Raw genomic sequence first — 18029 nt, forward strand, 5'->3', positions numbered from 1 at the left:
GCCAACCAGATCACCACCAGCGGCTACACCTACGACGCCGCCGGGAACCTCACCAAGACCCCGTCCCTGTCCTCGGTCACCTACAACGGTGCCGGACAGATGACCGCGGCCACCACCTCCGCCGGAACCGGCACCTACACCTACGCCGGCACCAGCCAGACCGAGCTGACCCACCAGACCACCGACACCGGCGAGAACGTCGACTACGTCTACGGCCGCCCCGACGGCAACGGCCAGCCCGTCATCGAACAGGTCACACTCGACGCCGGCACCGCCTACATCGACCACGACCCCACCACCGGCCAGCCCCTGGTCCTGCGCACCACCACCGGCACCGAGGCGTACTACATCACCGACGGCTTCGGCAGCCCCGTGGAATTCATCAACCAGTCCACGGTCACCTCCACCGTCTACCAGTACGACCCCTACGGCGCCTACCAGACCACCACCGCCACCGGATCAGCCGCAGCCCAGAACCCCTACCGCTACGTCGGCGGCACCTACGACCGCACCACCGGCTGGATCAAATACGGCCAACGCTGGTACAACCCCACCACCGGCCGCTTCACCACCCAGGACACGTACTCCTTCCTCGCCGACCCCGCCCAGGGCAACCGCTACGCCTACGCAGGCGACGACCCCATCAACAACACCGATCCCACCGGGCAATTCGGACTGTCGTCGGTGACTAGTGGCCTCGCAAAAGGGCTCGACGCTTATGACTGGCTGCAGGCAGGCACTAGCCTGCTGAGCGGAGACATTTCAGGAGCGGCGTCTGGGTTCGCCAGCATCAGCGCAGGAGTGGTGGCCGGTGCCGTATGTGAGGCAGCAACAGCCCCTGAATCCGCCGGACTTTCCACCGTAGGCTGCTATGCGTTCGGTGTGGCCGCATCATATTCAGTGCAGGTAGCTCTGTCGTGAATTAGATCGCTGGGGGAGCGCTCTCTCCAGGAGCGCCCCCCAGCCCCCCTCGAGAGGTGATATTCATTTCCGATAAAATCGAGAAAAACTCCGCTCGCGGCTGGCTGTACCTCGCTGCGGCTTTCTTAGGCTTCTACGTGATCGTTGGATTCATAATGACCGCCAGCGGAAAAAGCGCGGCTTCGGCCTGGGGCGGCACACTCCCTGTATTGATCGCCCCACTCCTAGGCATCGGATTCGTCCGATACCGAAGGCAAAAGCCAAATGGCCTCCGATAGGCCCGACGCGAGTAAGCATGGCATCCAATACAAGCGGCAGGAGTCACAATGACGACAATAAACTTCGCCGCCGGAGGGACGAGCCTGCCCAGTAGCACCGGAACGGATATCGCAATTACCTGCGTGTGCGCCGTCGTAGCAGGCGTAATATTCTTCATCTTCAGGTTCAAAAATAAGAAGTAGCGCGACACTGCAACTCGGGTAAGAGGCTGGTCTCGCAACATCGGGGTTAGTACTCCAGTCGTAGTTCGTGATCTTCAAGTCTGAGTTGCTTGTCGTCGGTAGCGGCTGGTCTGGGAGCGGGCCTGGTGGTGACGTCGCCAGTCGGACCAGCCGAGCCGGTGGTCCGTGCCGTAGACGGGTTGTTCGTTGCAGGTGAGCGGGGTGCGGGTGTCGGGTGCGGGGTGGCGGTCGCCGTCGTCCGCGCGGACGACGGCGAGGAAGGCGCACCCAGCAGGTGATCTGGCCAACCGTCCGGGGAGTCCGCACTGGCTTTCTCGCCAATAATAGAAAACGGGAAAAATGAGCAAAGACGCAACACGAACGCTGGTAATATTCATAATTATTTGCGCAGCACTGGGAATCGCTGGCATCACTCAGGGGGTAAACGGAAATGCCGTAATCCTAACAGCAGGGATCGTCGCTCTTGCTTGTGCCCTTGTGATGCTTTTTCTGATTATTCGAGGACCCAAAAAAGAGTAGCTTTACTCCAACCGCGGATTCCAGAGCAGCCCCTGGTGCGTCGGCGGTTTCGATAGCAATGTCACCCACCACGCCGAAAGAGTGCCGAATGGGAAAATCGGGTCCGAATATGGCGCGGCGAATGGTGATCTTCATCATCATCACGTTCATTGCTGCCGTATTTCTTATCATCCAGGGAAATAACGAGGAGGGCACAGGCGGAGTGGCATTCATCTGCGTGGGAATCGTTACGCTCGCAGCCGCCGGAACGCTGACCTATCTCATGCTGCGCGGTCCGCGGCGTGAATGATTCTACTGGGGGCTGGCAGCGGCGGGAGCGGAACCACACAGTCAGTTGACCCGTGAACAACCGTCACCCACGACCGAGCAGTACGGCGCCGACGAACACTCCTGACGGCACGGCTCTCAGCGATGGGGGTGCCGGTAGCCGGGATGGCGCTGCGGCGTCGCGGTCCCGTCGAGGCGCTTGCGCGGTTTGGCTTTCGGTGTCTCGCGGGCGAGCGCGCCTATCCGGCGCCGCAGTTCCTCGAGCCAGGCCAGCCGCTCCGGGCTGAGCACCAACTGCTGCTCTTGGCCGTCGTCGTCCGTGTCGGCCGGATCGGGAAGGGCGGGCTGCTCGTGCAGCACCACGGCGGTCGACCGGTCCTGCGGCGAGCGCTTGCCGGGACTCACCTCACCACTTGGCGCAGCCTGGTCCGGGGCCGGGTCCCGTGAAACGAACGGGCCCCGGATGTGCCTGCGGAGTCCGGACGCTACGGATCGCAGCGACTCCCCCACAACCTGTACGAGTGGGTCCACCTGTCGTCCTACGCCATGACCGACGCCCACGCCTACACGCAGATGATGGTGGGCACCAATGGCGCTTTCTTCCAGATGCTGGGCTGGGCGACGACCGGATTCGCCGCCAACTCCATTGCTGCGACGCCGACCGCTACGTCACCCAGGACGCGGTCGCCCACGCGGTCGGCCTGTTCGGTCAGCCGCTCCTGCCGGGCACCGACCTCAGCAACTGGTGGACCATCGGCAGCCAGTACGCCGTCGAACGCTCCTGACCCAGGCCGCCTGTGCGGCGGCGGAAGCACTTCGCCGCGTGCTGCGGATATGCAGATGCTCCCGGTGCTCGGCACCGGGAGCATCGAAGAGCAGGGCCGCTCGCTCGGCCTTGCCGGGTCTCTCCAGGGCGGTCGACCCGGGTGACCACGGGCGGGTCGTCGCTCTTCTTCTCCGTGCCGACGAGTGCCGGGTTGGCGAAGGTGTCAGCGAAACTCTGCTGCTGAGCCGGTGGCGGCGGTGCCTGACCGGGCTCCCTCGTTCTGTGCGTCGCTCATGGTCACCAGTGTGGACCATGAGGGCGACGAATTCACTATTTGGTAAGGTGAAAGATTAATGCACGTATTATTCGAAGTCCTGTTGGTGGTTGCTGGAACAGTTTTCATCGGTGGCGCGCTCTTTCGATGGCGCAACCGTCAATCGTACGGCGTGAAGTCCCTTTCAGCATCTGTCATGTTGGGTTTGACGGGGTGCTTTGCCCTGGCAGCAGCGGCCTGGCCACCTCTGCTCGGAGGCATGGTTTTGACGGGAATCGCCTTCTGGGCATTCCAGCGAAAAGAGTGACTTTCCCCGGGTGCTGGCGCGGTGATTGCGCCAGCACCCGGCCCTGCCTATGGCCGTGATCCCGTGCCGTTCGGATCCGTGGTCACCGCGTCGACCAACACCGGCACGTGCGTCTACGCCCCAGCAGGTGATCTGGCCAACCGTTCGGGGAGTCCGCACTGGCTTCTCGCCAATAATAGAAAACGGGAAAAATGAGCAAAGACGCAACACGAACGCTGGTAATATTCATAATTGTTTGCGCAGCGCTGGGAATCGCTGGCATCGCTCAGGGGGTAAACGGAAATGCTGTAATCCTAGCAGCAGGGATCGTCGCTCTCACTTGTGCCCTTGGCTTCAAGGTGCTTCCGCGGCGCTGGGTCGTCGCGCGGACGTTCGGCTGGCTCATGCACCACCGCCGGCCCGCCCGCGACTACGAAACTCACCCTCACTGCTCCGAAACCCATGATCAACATAGCGATGATCGACCTCACGAGCCGCAGACTGACCCGGGAATCGATCCACAACTGGCGCGACAACTGAACGGCGGCAGAGTCGGCCTCCTGCGAATCACAGCAGGTAGGGCCACAGGCTGACGCTGTTCCGCTCCACACTGATCTCGACCCACGTTCCATCGACAGCAGTCGATGGCGGCGGGTCGGCGAGGTCGAACAAGATGTGGGTTCCAGCTACTTCCAGCATGGCTCCGCCATCGCCCGTCAGGCCCAGCCGCCCCCGAAAGACAATCCGACCGCCTTCCTCCTCATCCACCCCCGGTGAAAATGAAGTGGCCGGTCGAGTGTTGCCGCCCCAGGCCACGTCCTCTTCAACGGTCCACTCCACATGATGTTCGCGGCCCACTCCCGTCGGATCGCCGCACCAGAACGCCGCAGCGGCACCCACCTCCGAGCGCACTCGAACCGTCGCGCGCCCGTCGGCGACCTGCCTCACCGCTTCCACTTGGATCAACACCCCGCAATCATCCACGGCAGCACCGCGCTGCCAAACACTCCTGCCAGGACAAAACGCTCTTTCAGGGCAAAGGATGCCTTGGCGTCCACTTGCCCCGTCCACTCGCCGACGGCGCCGTGGATCCGCCAGGCGGTCTCCCGGGCGTCCTCACTGCTCACGGCTTGGACCACCAGGAGGACTTGTAGCCCTGCCAGCCGTCGAGGCCCGGCTGACCCACCGAGCGCCCCTTGCCGGCAGCTCGAATGCTGGGAACGGGGCGCCGGCGTACGGGGCAGGTCAGCCGATGCCGTAGTTAATAGTGCGGCGTTCGGATGACGGGTTCCTGCGGGGCGGGCCCGCCGTACGTGTACTCGCCCTTGTTGCCCTCGGTACGGCGGCCGCGATGAAGCTTGGCGACGAACATTCCCCGGTCGAACTGGGCGAAGACACCCATCATCTGGCGCATGGTAGTGCGCATCGGGACCTCCGGGGTCGTCGGGCATGATCTCGCCCTCTGTTATGAGTTCTTACGACGCCGATTTTTTCGGAAGTTCGCCCCCTTCCGCCTCATCAGCGGGCCCAAAAAGGCCGTTGCAGCGATCACTGCGATGATCACAATCAGAGTGCTCACGTGACTCCTTCAGATTGCGAAAGGAAGCCCGAAGGCGGCGCCTCCGGGCAGATGAATTCAGCAGATATTCAGTGGTCTTGGTTATTTTTTCTTGCTTTTCTTTTTCCGACCACAATAATAATGGCGAATATGACGATTAGGCACATAATTCCTATGAGATCGAATACGGGACCGCCCGGCAGTCGGGTTCCGCCTACTGCAATATCAAAACCACTCTTCAATTTCTACTCCTATGGTTAGCGGTGACGAGGGCGGCCACCGATGGTCGGGGCCGCCCTCACCTCGCAGGTTAGTCGGATACCAGGCCGGAGACGTAGTCGCCCGCCAGAGCGGAGCCAGCTACACATCCTGACTCAAAGATGGTTGACAGGCCTGCTGTGGGAACTTCGAAGTATCCGATAACAAGTTGCATGCGGATTCAACGATGATTCCAGTCGCTGCGCCGGCTCCTTCTTGTCCGGGGTGCCGACGGCGGTGTAGTCCGCCGTCACCACCAGATCCTCCTCGCTGTCAGCCGCCCGCCCTTTTAGCTTTCTACTGTTTGCACCGCTCAAGCCATGCATAGGTGGACCATATGGCGAACATTAGGACTGCAAAGAACAAGCACGTCCAAATTGCTTGATGTGCCCCATTGTCCGTGGCGAAAAAGTCCACGAGGCCGGCGACCACCCCGACCAAGAGGGCGAGTATTCCCCGCATGCTACTTTTCCAGTCATGTTCACCGCCGGTATAGTTGGTTCATTTGTTATGGACCGTGGCCAGGTTTTCGCAAATCCGGCCACGGTCCATGGAGAATCTTCTACAATTTCCCTACCATTTTGAGGACAGTGCCGCCGGCCCCGCCCCCAATTGCGCCGCCAGCGCCGTACCCAACACACGAATCAAGGTCACCTTTTGTGCTTCCACTGTTCATGGAGCTGGCAGTCATTCCGTCCACACAACCACTGAGGAATCCGGCGACATACGGGTTTTGAGTCACCACCAATGCTGTAACTCCGACTGCGGTTCCCAGTACGATTCCCATCGTATCCCCCAGACTGAATGTGCCGTTGGGGTCCATATGATTGATGGGGTCGTTGCCGAAGGCGGCGTACGGGTTGGTTTCCTGGCCGGAGGGGTCGGTTTGGGTGAAGCGGCCGGGGGTGGGGTCGTAGTAGCGGGCGCCCGTTTTGTACGGGCCGGTGGGGTCGAGGTAGGTGCCCTGGAAGCGGTAGGGCTGGGGCACCGCTTCGACGGGGGTCGAGGCCTCCTGGCCGTAGGGGCTGTGGGTGCGGGTGCGGGCGGCGTTGGCCAGGCCGAGGACGGAGCCGTCGACGTCGGTGAGGTAGTAGTCCGAAGTGCCCCCGGTTTTCATGGAGTTGAGTGTGCCCTGGGGGTCGCGGGTGTATCCGGTGTCGGTTCCTGCGGTGGTGGAGGCGGCGAGTCCTTCGGGTCCGTTGTGGAAGGTCGTCGCGCCGAGGCTGGTGCGTTCGCCGTTGTCGGTGCCGGAGTACGCGGCGGTGAGCTGGTTGAACTCCGACCAGGTCTCGCCGTTGCGGGCCACCGCGCTGATGCAGGGGTTCGCGGCTGTTTCGTCTCCTGCTGCGTTGTAGGACCAGCCGGTGGAGGAGCCGTTCTTGGAGATGAGCTGGCTGGCGTCGTTGTAGGCGTAGGTGGTCCTGGTGTCGGGGCACGTGAAGAGGGCGTCGACGCCGGTCATGTTGCCCGCCGCGTCCAGGCAGTAGTGAACGGGGGTGGGGGTGTCCGCTTCGGTGAGCCGGTTATGGCGGTCGTAGGTGTAGGTGAAGTAAGGCGTCCGGCGGCGTCGTAGCCGTAGTCGACAAGGCCGGTGGGGTCGGTGTAGGTGTCGACGTGGCCGTCGGGGGTGTAGGTGAGCAGTGTGGTGGAGCCGTCGGTCAGGGTTCGCAGGGGCTCGCGGTTGAGCTTGTCCATCGCGTACGTGGTGGTGCCGGTGGCGTCAACGCGGGAGCGCTGGTTGCCGTCACCGTCGAAGGTGTAGGTGACACTGGCGCCGCCGGATGTGACCACCTTCGTCGTGCGGGTGTCGGTGGTCTTGACGAGGTTGCCGTAGCCGTCGGTGTCGAACACCGCGGTGCGGCCGTCGCTGCTCATCGGCGGCCGCGGTGTGCTGGTGGGGGTCGGTGCCGGTCAGCTGCCGGGCGCGGTGGAGCAGGCCGGTGCCGTAGATGCGTTCCGCGGCCGCTGCCCGGCGCATCTGCCGGATCTCTGTCGCGGTCGTGTCCTGCGGGCCCGCCAGCTCCGGCAGCCCCTCGATGCCGGCAGCCGGGGGCTCGGGTGTCAGGGCCTGCTCGAGCAGCTGGTCGGCGTCACGCCATGCGGTGGCGCTGTGCGGCTTCTGTCAGGTGCTCTCGCTGCGTTCTTGCTGGTTGCGAAGCTGTGTGCTGCGGTTCTCGGGGGCGTCGACGGCGGCGTGGCGGTGGTCGACCTGTACGGGGCGCTGCTGGCGGGTGGTCCAGCCGGGCATGGTAGCCATGCCGCGCGGCCCGGCGGCGAGGAACCCGGACGCACGCCGTACGCCGCCGGGCGGTTCCTGGCGCAGGTCCAGGGCTGCCAGGACAACATCGGCGGTCCAGACCGCGTCGGAGACCTCGTTGACCGCCCACGCGATCCGGGCCTGGTCGGCGGCCCGCGGCCATGGCAGACGCCGCATCAGCTCTTCGGCCAGCGCGAACCGTTGGCCGACGTGGTTGTGCTTACATGGCCCGCGCTTGGCCTTCTTCTGGTGAGACGACGTGCGCTTCCCGCTGACGGGCTTGCCCTCGGAGGGATCAGGGGTACTACCGGCAGTGGAGACAGTTGAGGTACCACCCCGCAGTGGGGGTGCAACGGCCCTCGCCCAATCCGGGCCGGACACCGCTCCTGGCCGTGCTCCCCGGCCTCCGTTGCACCCTGCGTCGACGTTGTCGGCGAGGTCTTCGCCGACCGCCTTGGGACCGTCTTCCTCGCCATCACAGCAAGCCGGACACCTCACCCACACGCCAACCGCGCGAGCCAGGGTCAGGGAACCACGGCCGGGCGCGGAGTGTCCTTGAGGGCATCCGCACCCGCGGGAGACCCTGCGGGCAGAGACGAGGACGATGAGGATGCCGGTGAGAGGTCGTACGACGAGATGTGTGATCGCGGGGGCATCGCTGGCCATCGCCCTGGCCGCTCTGTCCGGGTGCGCAAGCGACAGACGCGGGACCGGGGACTCACCCGTGGCGAACCACAAGGGTGACAACGCGCCCGCCGACGTCACCAACTTCCCCGACCACTACGCCAACATCGCCACCAAATGCGTCGCGGGCGCACCCGGCTACCGCGCGTTCGTCACCACCCGCGACGCCGCACCCGTCATACTTCCCGACCCCGGCTGCAAAGGCTGACCCCTCACCGCCGCGCCGGCGGGTGCGGGATCATGGGGGGATGCGCGCTGCCCGGCTGATCCGTATGGCCCTGCTGGTCCAGTCGAGTCCCGGTATGACCGCCGCCGCGATCGGCCGGGAACTGGGGGTCAGCGAGCGGACGGTGATCAGGGACGTACAGGCGCTGCAGGAGGCGGGAGTCCCCGTACGGTCGGAGCGGGGACGGGCGGGCGGATACCGGCTGGCGCCGGGGTACCGGACCCGGCTGACCACGCTCGGTCCCGGGGAGGCCGAGACGCTCTACCTCACCGGACTGCCCTCGGCCCTGCGGGACCTCGGACTGTCCGACGCCGCGGACACCGCACGGCTGAAACTGTCCGCGACCCTGCTGCCGTCGCTGCGCGCGGCGGCCGAGTCCTCAGCGCACCGCTTCCACCTCGACGCACCGGCCTGGTTCCGCGAACCGCCGGCCTGCACGCTGCTGCCCGAACTCGCCCGCGCCGTATGGTCCGACCGGACCGTCGAACTCACCTATACACGGCCGGGACGCGACGGCACACCGCCCGCCACCGTGACGCGGCACCTGGAACCGTACGGCCTCGTCCTCAAAGCCGGGGTCTGGTACGTCGTGGGCCGCGTCCCCGGCCCACCGGCAGAACACGAAGACCCGTGGCGGACCTACCGCGCCGACCGGATCACCGCCCTGTCCCCCGGCGCCGGCGAGCCCTTCACCCGCGACCCCGCCTTCGACCTCGCCGCGCACTGGCAGGCCAGGGCCGCAGAATTCGCCCGGGCACTGCTGCGCACCACCGTCACCGTCCGCCTGACCCCCCGGGGACTGGACCGCCTGCCCGCCGTCACCGACCCCGCCGCGACCGGTGAGGCACTCGCCCGCGCCGACACCCCCGACACCGCGGGCCGCGTCACGCTCCGCCTGCCCGCCGAAAGCGAAGAGGTCGCCTTCACCCAGCTCACCCAACTGGGCGCCGACGCCGAGGTATTGGCCCCGCAGGGCCTGCGCGCCCGCTTCCGCGACCACGCGCAGGCCCTCAGCGACCTCTACGGCCCCCCGCCGCAGGATCAGCGGTAGTCGTCCGCCGTATCGGCCTTCCCCCCGTACCGCACATCCTCGAAATACCCCCACCCGTCCGGCTGGCTGCCGTCGACGTCCCGCACACCGTAAACCCTCGCCAACTCCCCGCTCGACGTCGACGTGCCGTTCCACCGCGCCGACCTCTCCGGGTCAGCCGCCAGGGCCGCCACCGCCCGCGCGAGATAGTACGGCGACTCCGCGACCGCGAAATCCGGCTCCGTCAGGACAGCGTCACGCCAGTTCTCCTCCGACACGCCGAAGTGCGCCAGCATCTGCTCCGACCGCAGAAAACCCGGCGACACCGCAACCGCCGTACCGCCGAACTCCGCCAGTTCCTCACCCAGCCCGAACGCCATCCGGATCGGGGCGTTCTTCGCCAGGTCGTAGAAGAGATTCTCCCGGTAACGACGGTTCGACACCGCCGTGCCATCCGTCACCTCCACCAGCAAAGGCTCCGCCGACCGCACCAGCAACGGCAGCGCCAACGCCGCGGTGATCACGTGCGAGCGCACCCCCAGCTCCAGAATCCGCAGACCGTCCTCCAGCGGCGTCTCCCAGCTCTTCTTCCCGAACACCGAACCGGTCAGCAGATGCTCACCGCCCCACAGATCGTTCACGAGGATGTCCAGCCGCCCCCGCTCACGTCCGATCCGCGCCGCAAGAGCACGGACCTGCTCCACCACCAGATGATCAGTGGGAACAGCCACGCCCGTACCCCCCGCCGCCGTCACCAGCTCCGCCGTCTCCTCGATCGTCTCCGTCGCCCGGCCGACCTCGCTGACGCGCCCGCGCGTCGTACGGCCCGTCACATACACCACCGCACCCGCACGGCCCAGCTCAACGGCCAACGCCCGCCCCGCACCACGCGTGGCCCCCGCCACCAGAGCGATCCTCCCGTCCAAGGAACCTGCGGAAGAACCAGCAGAAGAGACGGCGGAAGAGACCGTGGAAGAGACGGCGGGAGAACCGGCGGGAGAGACGTTCCGGCCGGGATCCTGAATGTTCGTGTTCTTGTCCATCCCCCCAACCTCCACCCCAAAGGTGACAACCCCCGTCACCCTTTCCCGGCGGTCACAGAAACCGCGACGACGACAGGTCCAACAGCGCCAAACCCACAGCCCTGACACCCCTGGCATCCGGCCCGGTCAACGGCACCCGGAGCCGCGCTCACCGTCGACCTGGGCAAGGCCACGTGCGTCGGACGCCCAGTGGTCCAGGCGTCAGGGGCCACGACCGCGTACCGGATCGACGTCTCATCCGACGGCGCCGCCTGGACGCCCTTCGGCGACCCCGTCGCCGCGTCGGGCCCCGCCACCTCGACGGTCACCGCGACACCGGTGACCGCCCGCTATGTCGGATACACCGCGCAGGGCCCGGCGGCGCCCCATGTGGTGAGTCTTGAGGTCTATACCGGGTAGCCGCGGGCGACAATGCGCACAGGCCGGGTGACGGTCCGCGGGAGCACCGCGGACCGCGCCCCCGCACACCGGTCCGGGAGGCCGACGTGAAGCTCCTCGTGTTCGGGGCCAACGGCAGGACCGGGCGGCAACTCCTCGCCCAGGGACTGGCCGCGGGCCACGAGATGACCGCCTTCGTCCGTCCCCGGGCCACCCCGCCGGAACCCCGGCCCCGGCTCCGCGTCACGACCGGGGAAGTGACCGGGGACCAGGAGGCGGTGCGCGCCGCCGTCGAAGGGCAGGACGCGGTCCTGACCGCGTTCGGCAGCCCCACCACCTGGCACGGCCTGACCTCGCCCACCCTGACCGTCACCGCGATCCCGCGGATCGTGCGGGCCATGCGCGACACCGGAGTCAACCGGATCGTCCACCTGTCCGCACACGGCGTCGGCGACACCGCCGACCAGGCGCCGGCGGTGTACTGGGCCGTCTACAAGGCCCTCGGACCGATGTTCGCCGACAAGGCGGCCGGAGAGGAGATCCTGCGCGCCAGCGGCCTGGACTGGACCCTGGTCTATCCCGTGATGCTCGTCGGCGGACCCCTCACCGGCCGCTACCGGACCGGCGAACGCCTCCCGTTGCGCGGAATCCCCCGTATCTCCCGCGCCGACGTCGCCCACTTCATGCTCCGCGAGGCCGCCTACCCGGCCCACCTCCACACCACTGTCCAGCTCGCCAACTGACCCGCTCCACAGCTGCGTCGGGTACCGGACCGCACGCGCGCCGGTGAGCGCGGCACGGGCCCGCGCAAAGGAACGGATTCCGGGCCGCCGACCCGCTAGTAGGCGACAGTGAGCGCGAGGGACGCGACCGCCAGGGCCAGATAGCCGCCGGGGAACGCGATGTTGTAGAGCACACGGGCACGCACATGGGTGAGGACAGCGCCCACGAAGAAGACGACGAGGCCCGCGGCGGCGGCGACACCGACGGGCCGGACGCCCAGGAGCCCGAGGAGAAGACCGGCGGCGCCGGCGGCCTTGAGCGAGGCCAGCCAGATGTGCCAGCTCTGCGGGACGCCCACCTCCGCCGAGTTCGCCAGGACGAACTCGGCGCGGGCGAGGTCCGCGACGGCGATGCCCGCGTTGGCCAGGATGGTGACGACGGTGATGATCACATACGCGGTGAACACGATGCTTGTCCTCGGGGTCGGAAACGTCATGGGCTCGAAGAAGGTGCGGGCGCCCGCGACCACCAGCCTCGTCACACTCAACTTTCCCGTCCAATACCTGCACCTATAACCTGGGGGCATGGACGTGGACACCCGGCTGCTGCGCTACTTCGTCGCCGTCGCGGAAGAGGGGACCCTCACCCGCGCCGCCGAGCGGCTCTTCGTGTCGCAGCCCGCGCTCACCAAGCAGATCAAGCAGTTGGAGAGTCAACTCGGGGTGCGGCTGTTCACCCGGTCCCGTACCGGCATGACGCCCACGGACGCGGGCCGTCTGCTGGCGCAGCGCGCGCCCGCGCTGCTGGCGGACTGGGACCGCGTGCTGACGGAGACCAGGAGCGCGGAGCGCCGGGGCCTGCGGCTGCTGCGGGTCGGCTTCCTCGCCAGCGCGGCCAATGAGGCGACTCCGCACATCATCGCGGAGTTCACGCGTCGGCGTCCGCGGTGGCGGGTGGAGATGCGGCAGGCGTCCTGGGCGAATCCGACCGCCGGGCTCGCCGACGGGGACGTCGATGTCGCGCTGGTACGGCTGCCGTTCCCGGGCCAGGAGGCGCTGCGGGTGGTGCCGCTGTTCACCGAGCCGCGCTGGGTCGCGCTGCCCGAGGCGCATCCGCTGGCCGCGCGGGAGACGATCGCCTTCCGGGACCTGTGGGACGAGCCGTTCGTGGCCGCTCCGGCGGAGACCGGCCGGTGGCGGGAGGAATGGCTGGCCGCCGGGGAGCGCGAGGGCCGTCCGGTACGGATCGGCGCCGTCACGGACCTGCCCGACGACTGGCTCAGCGCCATCGCCAACGGTTACGGCGTCGCTCTCGCGCCCGCGTCCGCCGCCCGCTTTTACGCCAGGCCCGGTATCGCCTACCGCCCGGTGAGCGGCGTCAGCGACAGCGAGGTCGGCGTGGCCTGGGCACCGGCCGACGACGCCAATCCCGTGGTCCGGGACTTCGTCAGCTGCTGCACCGACCGGCCGTGGCCGGACGCGTCAGGGGCCTGACCACCACGGGCGGGCACGGGAACACGGCGCTCGGACGGGAAGACCGCGGCACCAGGGCACGGGGAACGCGGCGCTCGGCGAGAAGCCCACCTTCGCATCATTCCGTTTCCGGCCGCTGGGGATACCCATGGTCTGACAGCGGCTAACACAATGGGTTGACCTGTCGTCGCGTGATGAGGCAGCAGGCGAGTTTGAGGAACGCTTCGTGGATGGCGGTACGGTGTCTCAAGGGCCGTATCGCCGAAGGCCGTTCAGGGATCTGACCTGACGTCAGGCGGGCAGGACGGCCAGCGATCCCGAGTGCACGGTCAGGGCGACCCGGTGGGCGGCGCCGTCCCGGTTCGGGACCTTCACCTGGACGTCGGCGGAGGTGGCGGCCGTGGTGACGGCGTAGGCGTCGCCCGCCGGGACCGGGAGGCGTACGGCGGTCGACGCGGAGGTCGTCACCACGGCGAGGGTGTCCGGCGGCGCGCTGAAGCCGAGGTCGGCGCTGCTGGAGGTCACCGCGAAGTCGGCGTGGGAGGGGTGCAGGGCGTGGGCGGTGAGGCGGTCGGAGGCGACATTGACGGTGAGTCGGCCGCCGAGTCCTTCGAGCAGGGTCTCGCCCGAGGTCTGCCGCAGCCGCAGGCCGGTCTTCTCAGGGACGGTGAGGGTCAGGTCGCCGTCGCACGAGCCCACCGTGTCGCCCCCGACGCCGCCGCCGTCGTCGTCACCGCCGTCATCACCGGTGTCCGTACCGCAGACCAGGGTGAGAGTGCGCAGGCCCGCCGCGTCGTCGACGACACCGCGCACGCGCGCCGTACCGCCGTCGGGGCGGTGATACGTGCCCGAGACCGTGTGGGCGCTCGCGTCGGCGGTGATCCGCACGCGACCCGCGACTCCTTCGAGGACCAACAGGTCGGCGGCGTCGGCGTGCAGACGGGCCGTGGCGTCGGGATCGGTGCTGCCGAATCCGGCGCTTCCCTGGTCGGCACGTTCCTGGTCGCTTCCCGCGCCGGGCGCGCCCTTGTCCGCCGGGCCGCCGGCTCCGGCTCCGCCGTGGTCGCGGCCGTGTCCGGTGAGGACCACAGCGGCGGTCACGGCGAGGGCGATCACCAGTACGGCGATGAGGACGCCCGGCCGGGCGGTCCGTCGTCCTGCGGGGTGTACGGGCTGGTCAGCGGTCTCCATGCCGCCCGTCTGCCCCGCGGGCCACGCCCGAACCCCACCGGGATGCCGGTCGGGTCACGGGCGGGCGAGGTGCGGGCGCGAGGTCCCGGCGACCCTATCGGGCCAGCGTGACCAGGACGGTCTTGCCGCCTCCGGGGCGGCGGGTCACCGCCAGTGAGTGGGCCAGCCGTTGGATCATCATCCAGCCGAAGCCGCCTCTGGCGCCGTTCCAGTCGGGCGCGCGGCCTTGCGGCGGGGTGTCGCTGGGGTCGTCGATCGCCACGCGAAGGGTGTTCGCGGCGGCGCTCAGACGCAGTTCGCGTACCGCTCCAGCGTGCCGGAGGGCGTTGGCGGCCAACTCGGAGACCACGAGGGTCAGATTCTGCAGGGTCCGTACGGCCAGCGGAGGGTGGAGGGTGTCCGCGAACTCCGAGGCGGCGACGCGTGCTTCCGCCGCGCTCATGGGCCGGGAAACAGTCACGGCGTGGGCCACCGGCGTTGCCGCCGGTGCCCCGCCATCGGACGGATCGCTCACGTGAATCACCTCTGGAGGAGATCCCGCGGCGCGTGCGACCTGAGGTCAGCCGCGCCGCAGCATCATGACGACGAGTACGACGACGACGATGAGAACGATGGTTCCGATACCTATGTACATGTGACGCTCCTGAACCAGATTGTCCGGCGGTTTGCTTCCTCAGGTCGCTTGCCCGGCTCGGACCGGTCTACCGCGTTCTTTCGATACAGGGGTAAGGGACCGGATCCGGGGAAGGACGCCGGGTCGGTCAGCGCGTGGCCGGGGGCAGTTCGCGGGCAGCCTGCGCGATGAGCATGTCCAGGGCGTCGGGATAGGCGCTGCGGGTCATCCGGGCGGCGAGCAGGGGCGCGGTCGCGGCGATGTGCGGGTGGGTGCGGGGCGACAGGGCCGCGTACGTGTCCTGCCAGATCTCCTCGTCGGCCGCGCGGGCGGCGGCGGGCAGCGCCAGCGAGGCCGCGTCCAGGGCGGCGAAGGCCAGGCAGCCGTCGATGAAGACGTGGTAGACGCGTACGAGGCCGGGGCCGGTGAATCCGGCGCGGTGCAGGATGCCCAGGATGGCCTCGTCCGCGGCCAGTTCGCGCTTCCCCCCGCTGACCCGGCTGGCGGTCAGCACCGCCGCCTGCGGGTGGGCGAGATACGCGCGGTGGATCCGCAGGCCCAGGTCGCGCAGATCGCGCCGCCACTGGCCGGTGGGCGTCCAGCCCGCCAGGGCCCGGCCCATCAGTTCGTCGGCGATGGCCAGGACGAGGGCGTCCATGCCCCGGAAGTAGCGGTAGAGGGAGCTGGGGTCGGCGCCGAGTGCCAGGCCGAGCCGCCGCGCGGTCAGCCCCTGCGCGCCGTGTTCCGCCAGCATGCGCAGGGCGGTCTCCACGATCAGTTCGTGGCTGAGCACCTCGCCCTGCCGCGTCGGCCGACGTCGTTGCCGCGCGGCTCCGTCCACCACCTTCTTGGCCACGGCCGGGAGCTTACGCCAACGGCATTGACCTTACGGCGCCGCCGGCGGTTCCATCACTCCACGGCGCGAGCACCCCCCGTGCGAGGGCCCCGGCCGCACCGCTCACCCGCTCATCCACTCGACCAGCGGAAGGAACCCCGCCATGCGCGTACTGCTCATCGGAGCCGGAGGCGTCGGAAGCGCCATCACCCGGATCGCCGCCCGACGCGATTTCTTCGAGCACATGGTCGTCGCCGACTACGACCCGGGCCGGGCCGAGGCGGCCGTCGCGGCACTGGGCGAGGCGGCGGACCGGTTCAGCACGGCCAGGATCGACGCCTCCGACCAGCTCTCCGTGGAGGATCTGCTGCGGGAGCGGCGGTGCGACGTGCTGCTCAACGCGACCGACCCGCGTTTCGTCATGCCGTTGTTCCAGGCCGCGCACCGGGCCGGGGCGACGTATATGGACATGGCGATGTCGCTGTCGGTGCCGCACGCGCGGCGGCCCCACGAGGAGTGCGGCACGAAGCTCGGCGACGACCAGTTCGCGCAGGCGAAGGCGTGGGAGGAGGACGGGCTGCTGGCACTGGTCGGCATGGGCGTGGAGCCGGGCATGTCCGATGTCTTCGCCCGCTACGCCGCCGACCACCTCTTCGACGGCATCGACGAGATCGGGGTGCGCGACGGCGCGAATCTCACGGTGGACGGCTACGACTTCGCGCCGTCGTTCAGCATCTGGACCACCATCGAGGAGTGTCTGAACCCGCCGGTGGTGTGGGAGAAGGACCGCGGCTGGTACACCACCGCGCCGTTCAGCCAGCCCGAGATCTTCGACTTCCCCGAGGGCATCGGCCCGGTGGAGTGCGTGAACGTCGAGCACGAGGAGGTGCTGCTGATCCCGCGCTGGGTCGACGCCCGCCGGGTGACGTTCAAGTACGGTCTCGGCCAGGACTTCATCGACAAGCTCCAGACCCTCCACGACCTGGGCCTGGACCGTACGGACCCGGTCACCGTCGCCACCGACCGGGGTCCGGCCCGGGTCTCCCCCAGGGACGTCGTCGCCGCCGTGCTGCCGGACCCGGCCGCGCTCGGCGACCGGATGCACGGCAAGACCTGCGCGGGCACCTGGGTGAAGGGCACCAAGGACGGCCGCCCGCGCGAGGTCTACCTCTACCACGTGGTCGACAACCAGTGGTCGATGCGGGAGTACGGTTCCCAGGCCGTCGTCTGGCAGACGGCGATCAATCCGGTGATCGCCCTCGAACTCCTCGCCGACGGCACCTGGAGCGGCAGCGGTGTCCTCGGCCCCGAGGCGTTCGACGCGCGGCCCTTCCTCGACCTGCTCGTCGCGTATGGGTCCCCGTGGGCGATGCGCGAACAGGCCGGGAACGCGCAGGATCGGGACGCGGCCCCGGCGCCGAACGCGTAGCCCCCGCCGCCGTCGGGGCGGATGCCCCGAGGTGCCCCCGGACCTGGGGCGCCTGTGTAGCCAGGGAGGACAGGGGCAGGCGTGGCATCACACGGTGAATGAGTACGACGGGGTCGGTCTTCCGGCCCCAGGACGCACGGAGGTCCCACGATGCGCAGCCTGTCCGTACGCGTGATGGTGCCCGCCGCGGCTCTGGCCACGGCGGCCCTGACCTTGACGGCTTGTTCGGACGACGGCGGGTCCGCCGCTCCGGCGGGCTCGTCCGTCTCGGTCAGCGCGGCGCCGTCCGACTCCCCGTCCGCCGGTGCGCCGTCCACGACGGGCGACGGTACGCAGAGCGCGCCGGGCGGTACGCCCACGTCGTCGGCGGACGGCTCCGGCGGCGCGTCGGCCGAGGCGGCGGGGCCGAGCGCGTGCGTCAGCGACCACCTCAGCGTGGCGCTGAAGGACGCCGAGGTCGGCGCCGGGCAGTACCACGCGAAGGTCGTCTTCACCAACACCGGCAGCACGGCGTGCACGCTGACGGGCTATCCGGGCGTCTCGTACGTCAAGACGGCCGGGGCGCAGGCCGGTCCCGCGGCCGACCGTGACGGCGGTTCGCACGGCACCGTCTCGCTGGCGCCGAAGGCGACCGCGTACGCGGAGCTGCACGACAGCAACGGTCAGGGCGGCTACAGCGCCGACCAGTGCAAGCTGACGAAGGTCGAGGGGCTGCGGATCTATCCGCCGAACCAGAAGGCGGCGCTGTTCCTCGCCGACAAGACCGAGCACTGCGCCGGTACGGGCATCCATCCGCTGACCATAGGCGCCGTGCGGCGCTGACGGCCGGTCGCCTGAC

The 18029-nt window shown here is 68.3% G+C and carries 20 protein-coding genes and 3 pseudogenes; 10 read left to right on the plus strand and 13 right to left on the minus strand.

Going from position 1 to position 18029, the window contains the following annotated elements:
* A partial coding sequence (locus tag ACZ4EF_RS28280) for an RHS repeat-associated core domain-containing protein (protein WP_467506881.1) occupies nt 1-921 on the plus strand: 921 nt, incomplete at its 5' end.
* Between the two features lie 535 nt (nt 922-1456).
* On the opposite strand, the pseudogene ACZ4EF_RS28285 reads toward ACZ4EF_RS28280, so the two are convergent.
* Nucleotides 1457-1645 (minus strand): annotated as a pseudogene (locus tag ACZ4EF_RS28285) (IS701 family transposase); the annotation flags it as partial.
* Between the two features lie 377 nt (nt 1646-2022).
* Between ACZ4EF_RS28285 and ACZ4EF_RS28290 the strand changes: the two are divergent.
* Nucleotides 2023-2190 carry a hypothetical protein gene (locus ACZ4EF_RS28290; RefSeq protein WP_467506883.1) on the plus strand — a complete coding sequence of 56 codons (168 nt, stop codon included), beginning with the start codon at nt 2023-2025 and terminating at the stop codon, nt 2188-2190.
* A gap of 116 nt (nt 2191-2306) precedes the next feature.
* Here the strand turns inward: ACZ4EF_RS28290 and ACZ4EF_RS28295 are convergent, their stop codons facing one another.
* Nucleotides 2307-2573 (minus strand): hypothetical protein, encoded by a 267-nt coding sequence (locus ACZ4EF_RS28295; protein WP_391050043.1) that lies wholly within the window; start codon nt 2571-2573, stop codon nt 2307-2309.
* 1265 nt (nt 2574-3838) lie between these two features.
* Between ACZ4EF_RS28295 and ACZ4EF_RS28300 the strand changes: the two are divergent.
* Nucleotides 3839-4034, plus strand: a pseudogene (locus tag ACZ4EF_RS28300) (IS5 family transposase); the annotation flags it as partial.
* 27 nt (nt 4035-4061) lie between these two features.
* Here the strand turns inward: ACZ4EF_RS28300 and ACZ4EF_RS28305 are convergent.
* The 6 genes from ACZ4EF_RS28305 to ACZ4EF_RS28330 all read right to left on the minus strand — a co-directional run bounded on the left by ACZ4EF_RS28305 (nt 4062) and on the right by ACZ4EF_RS28330 (nt 7744).
* Entirely contained in the window at nt 4062-4463 is a 402-nt protein-coding gene (locus ACZ4EF_RS28305; protein ID WP_391161758.1) for a hypothetical protein, read from the minus strand.
* Nucleotides 4457-4621 (minus strand): hypothetical protein, encoded by a 165-nt coding sequence (locus ACZ4EF_RS28310; RefSeq protein WP_391050036.1) that lies wholly within the window; start codon nt 4619-4621, stop codon nt 4457-4459. The genes ACZ4EF_RS28305 and ACZ4EF_RS28310 overlap by 7 nt, the downstream gene beginning before the upstream one ends.
* Nucleotides 4622-4755: 134 nt before the next feature.
* Complete coding sequence (locus tag ACZ4EF_RS28315; RefSeq protein WP_467506886.1) at nt 4756-4920, minus strand: hypothetical protein; 165 nt, start codon at nt 4918-4920, stop codon at nt 4756-4758.
* Between the two features lie 952 nt (nt 4921-5872).
* On the minus strand, nt 5873-6772 hold the full coding sequence (locus ACZ4EF_RS28320) for an RHS repeat-associated core domain-containing protein (RefSeq protein WP_467506888.1): 900 nt from the start codon (nt 6770-6772) through the stop codon (nt 5873-5875).
* Entirely contained in the window at nt 6769-7185 is a 417-nt protein-coding gene (locus ACZ4EF_RS28325) for a hypothetical protein (protein ID WP_467506890.1), read from the minus strand. The genes ACZ4EF_RS28320 and ACZ4EF_RS28325 overlap by 4 nt, the downstream gene beginning before the upstream one ends.
* A 247-nt stretch (nt 7186-7432) precedes the next feature.
* A complete protein-coding gene (locus ACZ4EF_RS28330; protein WP_467506892.1) occupies nt 7433-7744 on the minus strand; it encodes a hypothetical protein in 312 nt (103 codons plus the stop codon).
* A gap of 547 nt (nt 7745-8291) precedes the next feature.
* Between ACZ4EF_RS28330 and ACZ4EF_RS28335 the strand changes: the two genes are divergently transcribed.
* Entirely contained in the window at nt 8292-8459 is a 168-nt protein-coding gene (locus ACZ4EF_RS28335) for a hypothetical protein (protein WP_355348527.1), read from the plus strand.
* A gap of 40 nt (nt 8460-8499) precedes the next feature.
* A complete protein-coding gene (locus tag ACZ4EF_RS28340) occupies nt 8500-9528 on the plus strand; it encodes a helix-turn-helix transcriptional regulator (RefSeq protein WP_467506894.1) in 1029 nt (342 codons plus the stop codon).
* Here the strand turns inward: ACZ4EF_RS28340 and ACZ4EF_RS28345 are convergent.
* Nucleotides 9519-10550, minus strand: coding sequence for an SDR family oxidoreductase (locus tag ACZ4EF_RS28345; RefSeq protein WP_467506896.1), 1032 nt, complete (start codon nt 10548-10550; stop codon nt 9519-9521). The genes ACZ4EF_RS28340 and ACZ4EF_RS28345 overlap by 10 nt on opposite strands.
* Before the next feature lie 123 nt (nt 10551-10673).
* Between ACZ4EF_RS28345 and ACZ4EF_RS28350 the strand changes: the two are divergent.
* A pseudogene (locus ACZ4EF_RS28350) lies at nt 10674-10949 on the plus strand (discoidin domain-containing protein); the annotation flags it as partial.
* Between the two features lie 86 nt (nt 10950-11035).
* Nucleotides 11036-11671 carry an NAD(P)-dependent oxidoreductase gene (locus ACZ4EF_RS28355; protein WP_467506898.1) on the plus strand — a complete coding sequence of 212 codons (636 nt, stop codon included), beginning with the start codon at nt 11036-11038 and terminating at the stop codon, nt 11669-11671.
* Between the two features lie 95 nt (nt 11672-11766).
* Here the strand turns inward: ACZ4EF_RS28355 and ACZ4EF_RS28360 are convergent, their stop codons facing one another.
* The gene (locus ACZ4EF_RS28360) at nt 11767-12147 is read right to left on the minus strand and encodes a DoxX family protein (RefSeq protein WP_391162205.1); all 381 of its coding nucleotides are present in this window, start codon (nt 12145-12147) and stop codon (nt 11767-11769) included.
* Between the two features lie 88 nt (nt 12148-12235).
* Between ACZ4EF_RS28360 and ACZ4EF_RS28365 the strand changes: the two genes are divergently transcribed.
* Nucleotides 12236-13144, plus strand: a complete 909-nt coding sequence (locus ACZ4EF_RS28365; RefSeq protein WP_391050021.1) for a LysR family transcriptional regulator — start codon at nt 12236-12238, stop codon at nt 13142-13144.
* A 270-nt stretch (nt 13145-13414) separates the two neighbouring features.
* Here ACZ4EF_RS28365 and ACZ4EF_RS28370 read toward each other — a convergent pair whose 3' ends face one another.
* The 3 genes from ACZ4EF_RS28370 to ACZ4EF_RS28380 form a co-directional block, all read right to left on the minus strand.
* Nucleotides 13415-14314 (minus strand): hypothetical protein, encoded by a 900-nt coding sequence (locus ACZ4EF_RS28370; RefSeq protein ID WP_467506901.1) that lies wholly within the window; start codon nt 14312-14314, stop codon nt 13415-13417.
* A 94-nt stretch (nt 14315-14408) separates the two neighbouring features.
* Nucleotides 14409-14756 (minus strand): ATP-binding protein, encoded by a 348-nt coding sequence (locus ACZ4EF_RS28375; protein WP_188283376.1) that lies wholly within the window; start codon nt 14754-14756, stop codon nt 14409-14411.
* Between the two features lie 319 nt (nt 14757-15075).
* Entirely contained in the window at nt 15076-15783 is a 708-nt protein-coding gene (locus ACZ4EF_RS28380; protein ID WP_355348507.1) for a TetR/AcrR family transcriptional regulator, read from the minus strand.
* Nucleotides 15784-15925: 142 nt separating this feature from the next.
* Between ACZ4EF_RS28380 and ACZ4EF_RS28385 the strand changes: the two genes are divergently transcribed.
* Complete coding sequence (locus tag ACZ4EF_RS28385; RefSeq protein WP_467506903.1) at nt 15926-17191, plus strand: saccharopine dehydrogenase family protein; 1266 nt, start codon at nt 15926-15928, stop codon at nt 17189-17191.
* Nucleotides 17192-17341: 150 nt separating this feature from the next.
* On the plus strand, nt 17342-18013 hold the full coding sequence (locus ACZ4EF_RS28390) for a DUF4232 domain-containing protein (protein WP_355348501.1): 672 nt from the start codon (nt 17342-17344) through the stop codon (nt 18011-18013).
* Nucleotides 18014-18029: the final 16 nt, after the last annotated feature.

It is taken from the genome of Streptomyces sp. NPDC025721, assembly GCF_055558595.1.

What these genes read in the sequence shown, in the direction of transcription:
- ACZ4EF_RS28375 (WP_188283376.1), bottom strand. Translation starts at nt 14,756, where the DNA reads ATGAGCGCGGCGGAAGCACGCGTCGCCGCCTCGGAGTTCGCGGACACC.
- ACZ4EF_RS28370 (WP_467506901.1), bottom strand. Translation starts at nt 14,314, where the DNA reads ATGGAGACCGCTGACCAGCCCGTACACCCCGCAGGACGACGGACCGCC.
- ACZ4EF_RS28345 (WP_467506896.1), bottom strand. Translation starts at nt 10,550, where the DNA reads ATGGACAAGAACACGAACATTCAGGATCCCGGCCGGAACGTCTCTCCC.
- ACZ4EF_RS28325 (WP_467506890.1), bottom strand. Translation starts at nt 7,185, where the DNA reads ATGAGCAGCGACGGCCGCACCGCGGTGTTCGACACCGACGGCTACGGC.
- ACZ4EF_RS28340 (WP_467506894.1), top strand. Translation starts at nt 8,500, where the DNA reads ATGCGCGCTGCCCGGCTGATCCGTATGGCCCTGCTGGTCCAGTCGAGT.
- ACZ4EF_RS28330 (WP_467506892.1), bottom strand. Translation starts at nt 7,744, where the DNA reads ATGCGGCGTCTGCCATGGCCGCGGGCCGCCGACCAGGCCCGGATCGCG.
- ACZ4EF_RS28385 (WP_467506903.1), top strand. Translation starts at nt 15,926, where the DNA reads ATGCGCGTACTGCTCATCGGAGCCGGAGGCGTCGGAAGCGCCATCACC.
- ACZ4EF_RS28360 (WP_391162205.1), bottom strand. Translation starts at nt 12,147, where the DNA reads ATGACGTTTCCGACCCCGAGGACAAGCATCGTGTTCACCGCGTATGTG.
- ACZ4EF_RS28365 (WP_391050021.1), top strand. Translation starts at nt 12,236, where the DNA reads ATGGACGTGGACACCCGGCTGCTGCGCTACTTCGTCGCCGTCGCGGAA.
- ACZ4EF_RS28290 (WP_467506883.1), top strand. Translation starts at nt 2,023, where the DNA reads ATGGTGATCTTCATCATCATCACGTTCATTGCTGCCGTATTTCTTATC.
- ACZ4EF_RS28320 (WP_467506888.1), bottom strand. Translation starts at nt 6,772, where the DNA reads ATGACCGGCGTCGACGCCCTCTTCACGTGCCCCGACACCAGGACCACC.
- ACZ4EF_RS28390 (WP_355348501.1), top strand. Translation starts at nt 17,342, where the DNA reads ATGCGCAGCCTGTCCGTACGCGTGATGGTGCCCGCCGCGGCTCTGGCC.
- ACZ4EF_RS28315 (WP_467506886.1), bottom strand. Translation starts at nt 4,920, where the DNA reads ATGCGCACTACCATGCGCCAGATGATGGGTGTCTTCGCCCAGTTCGAC.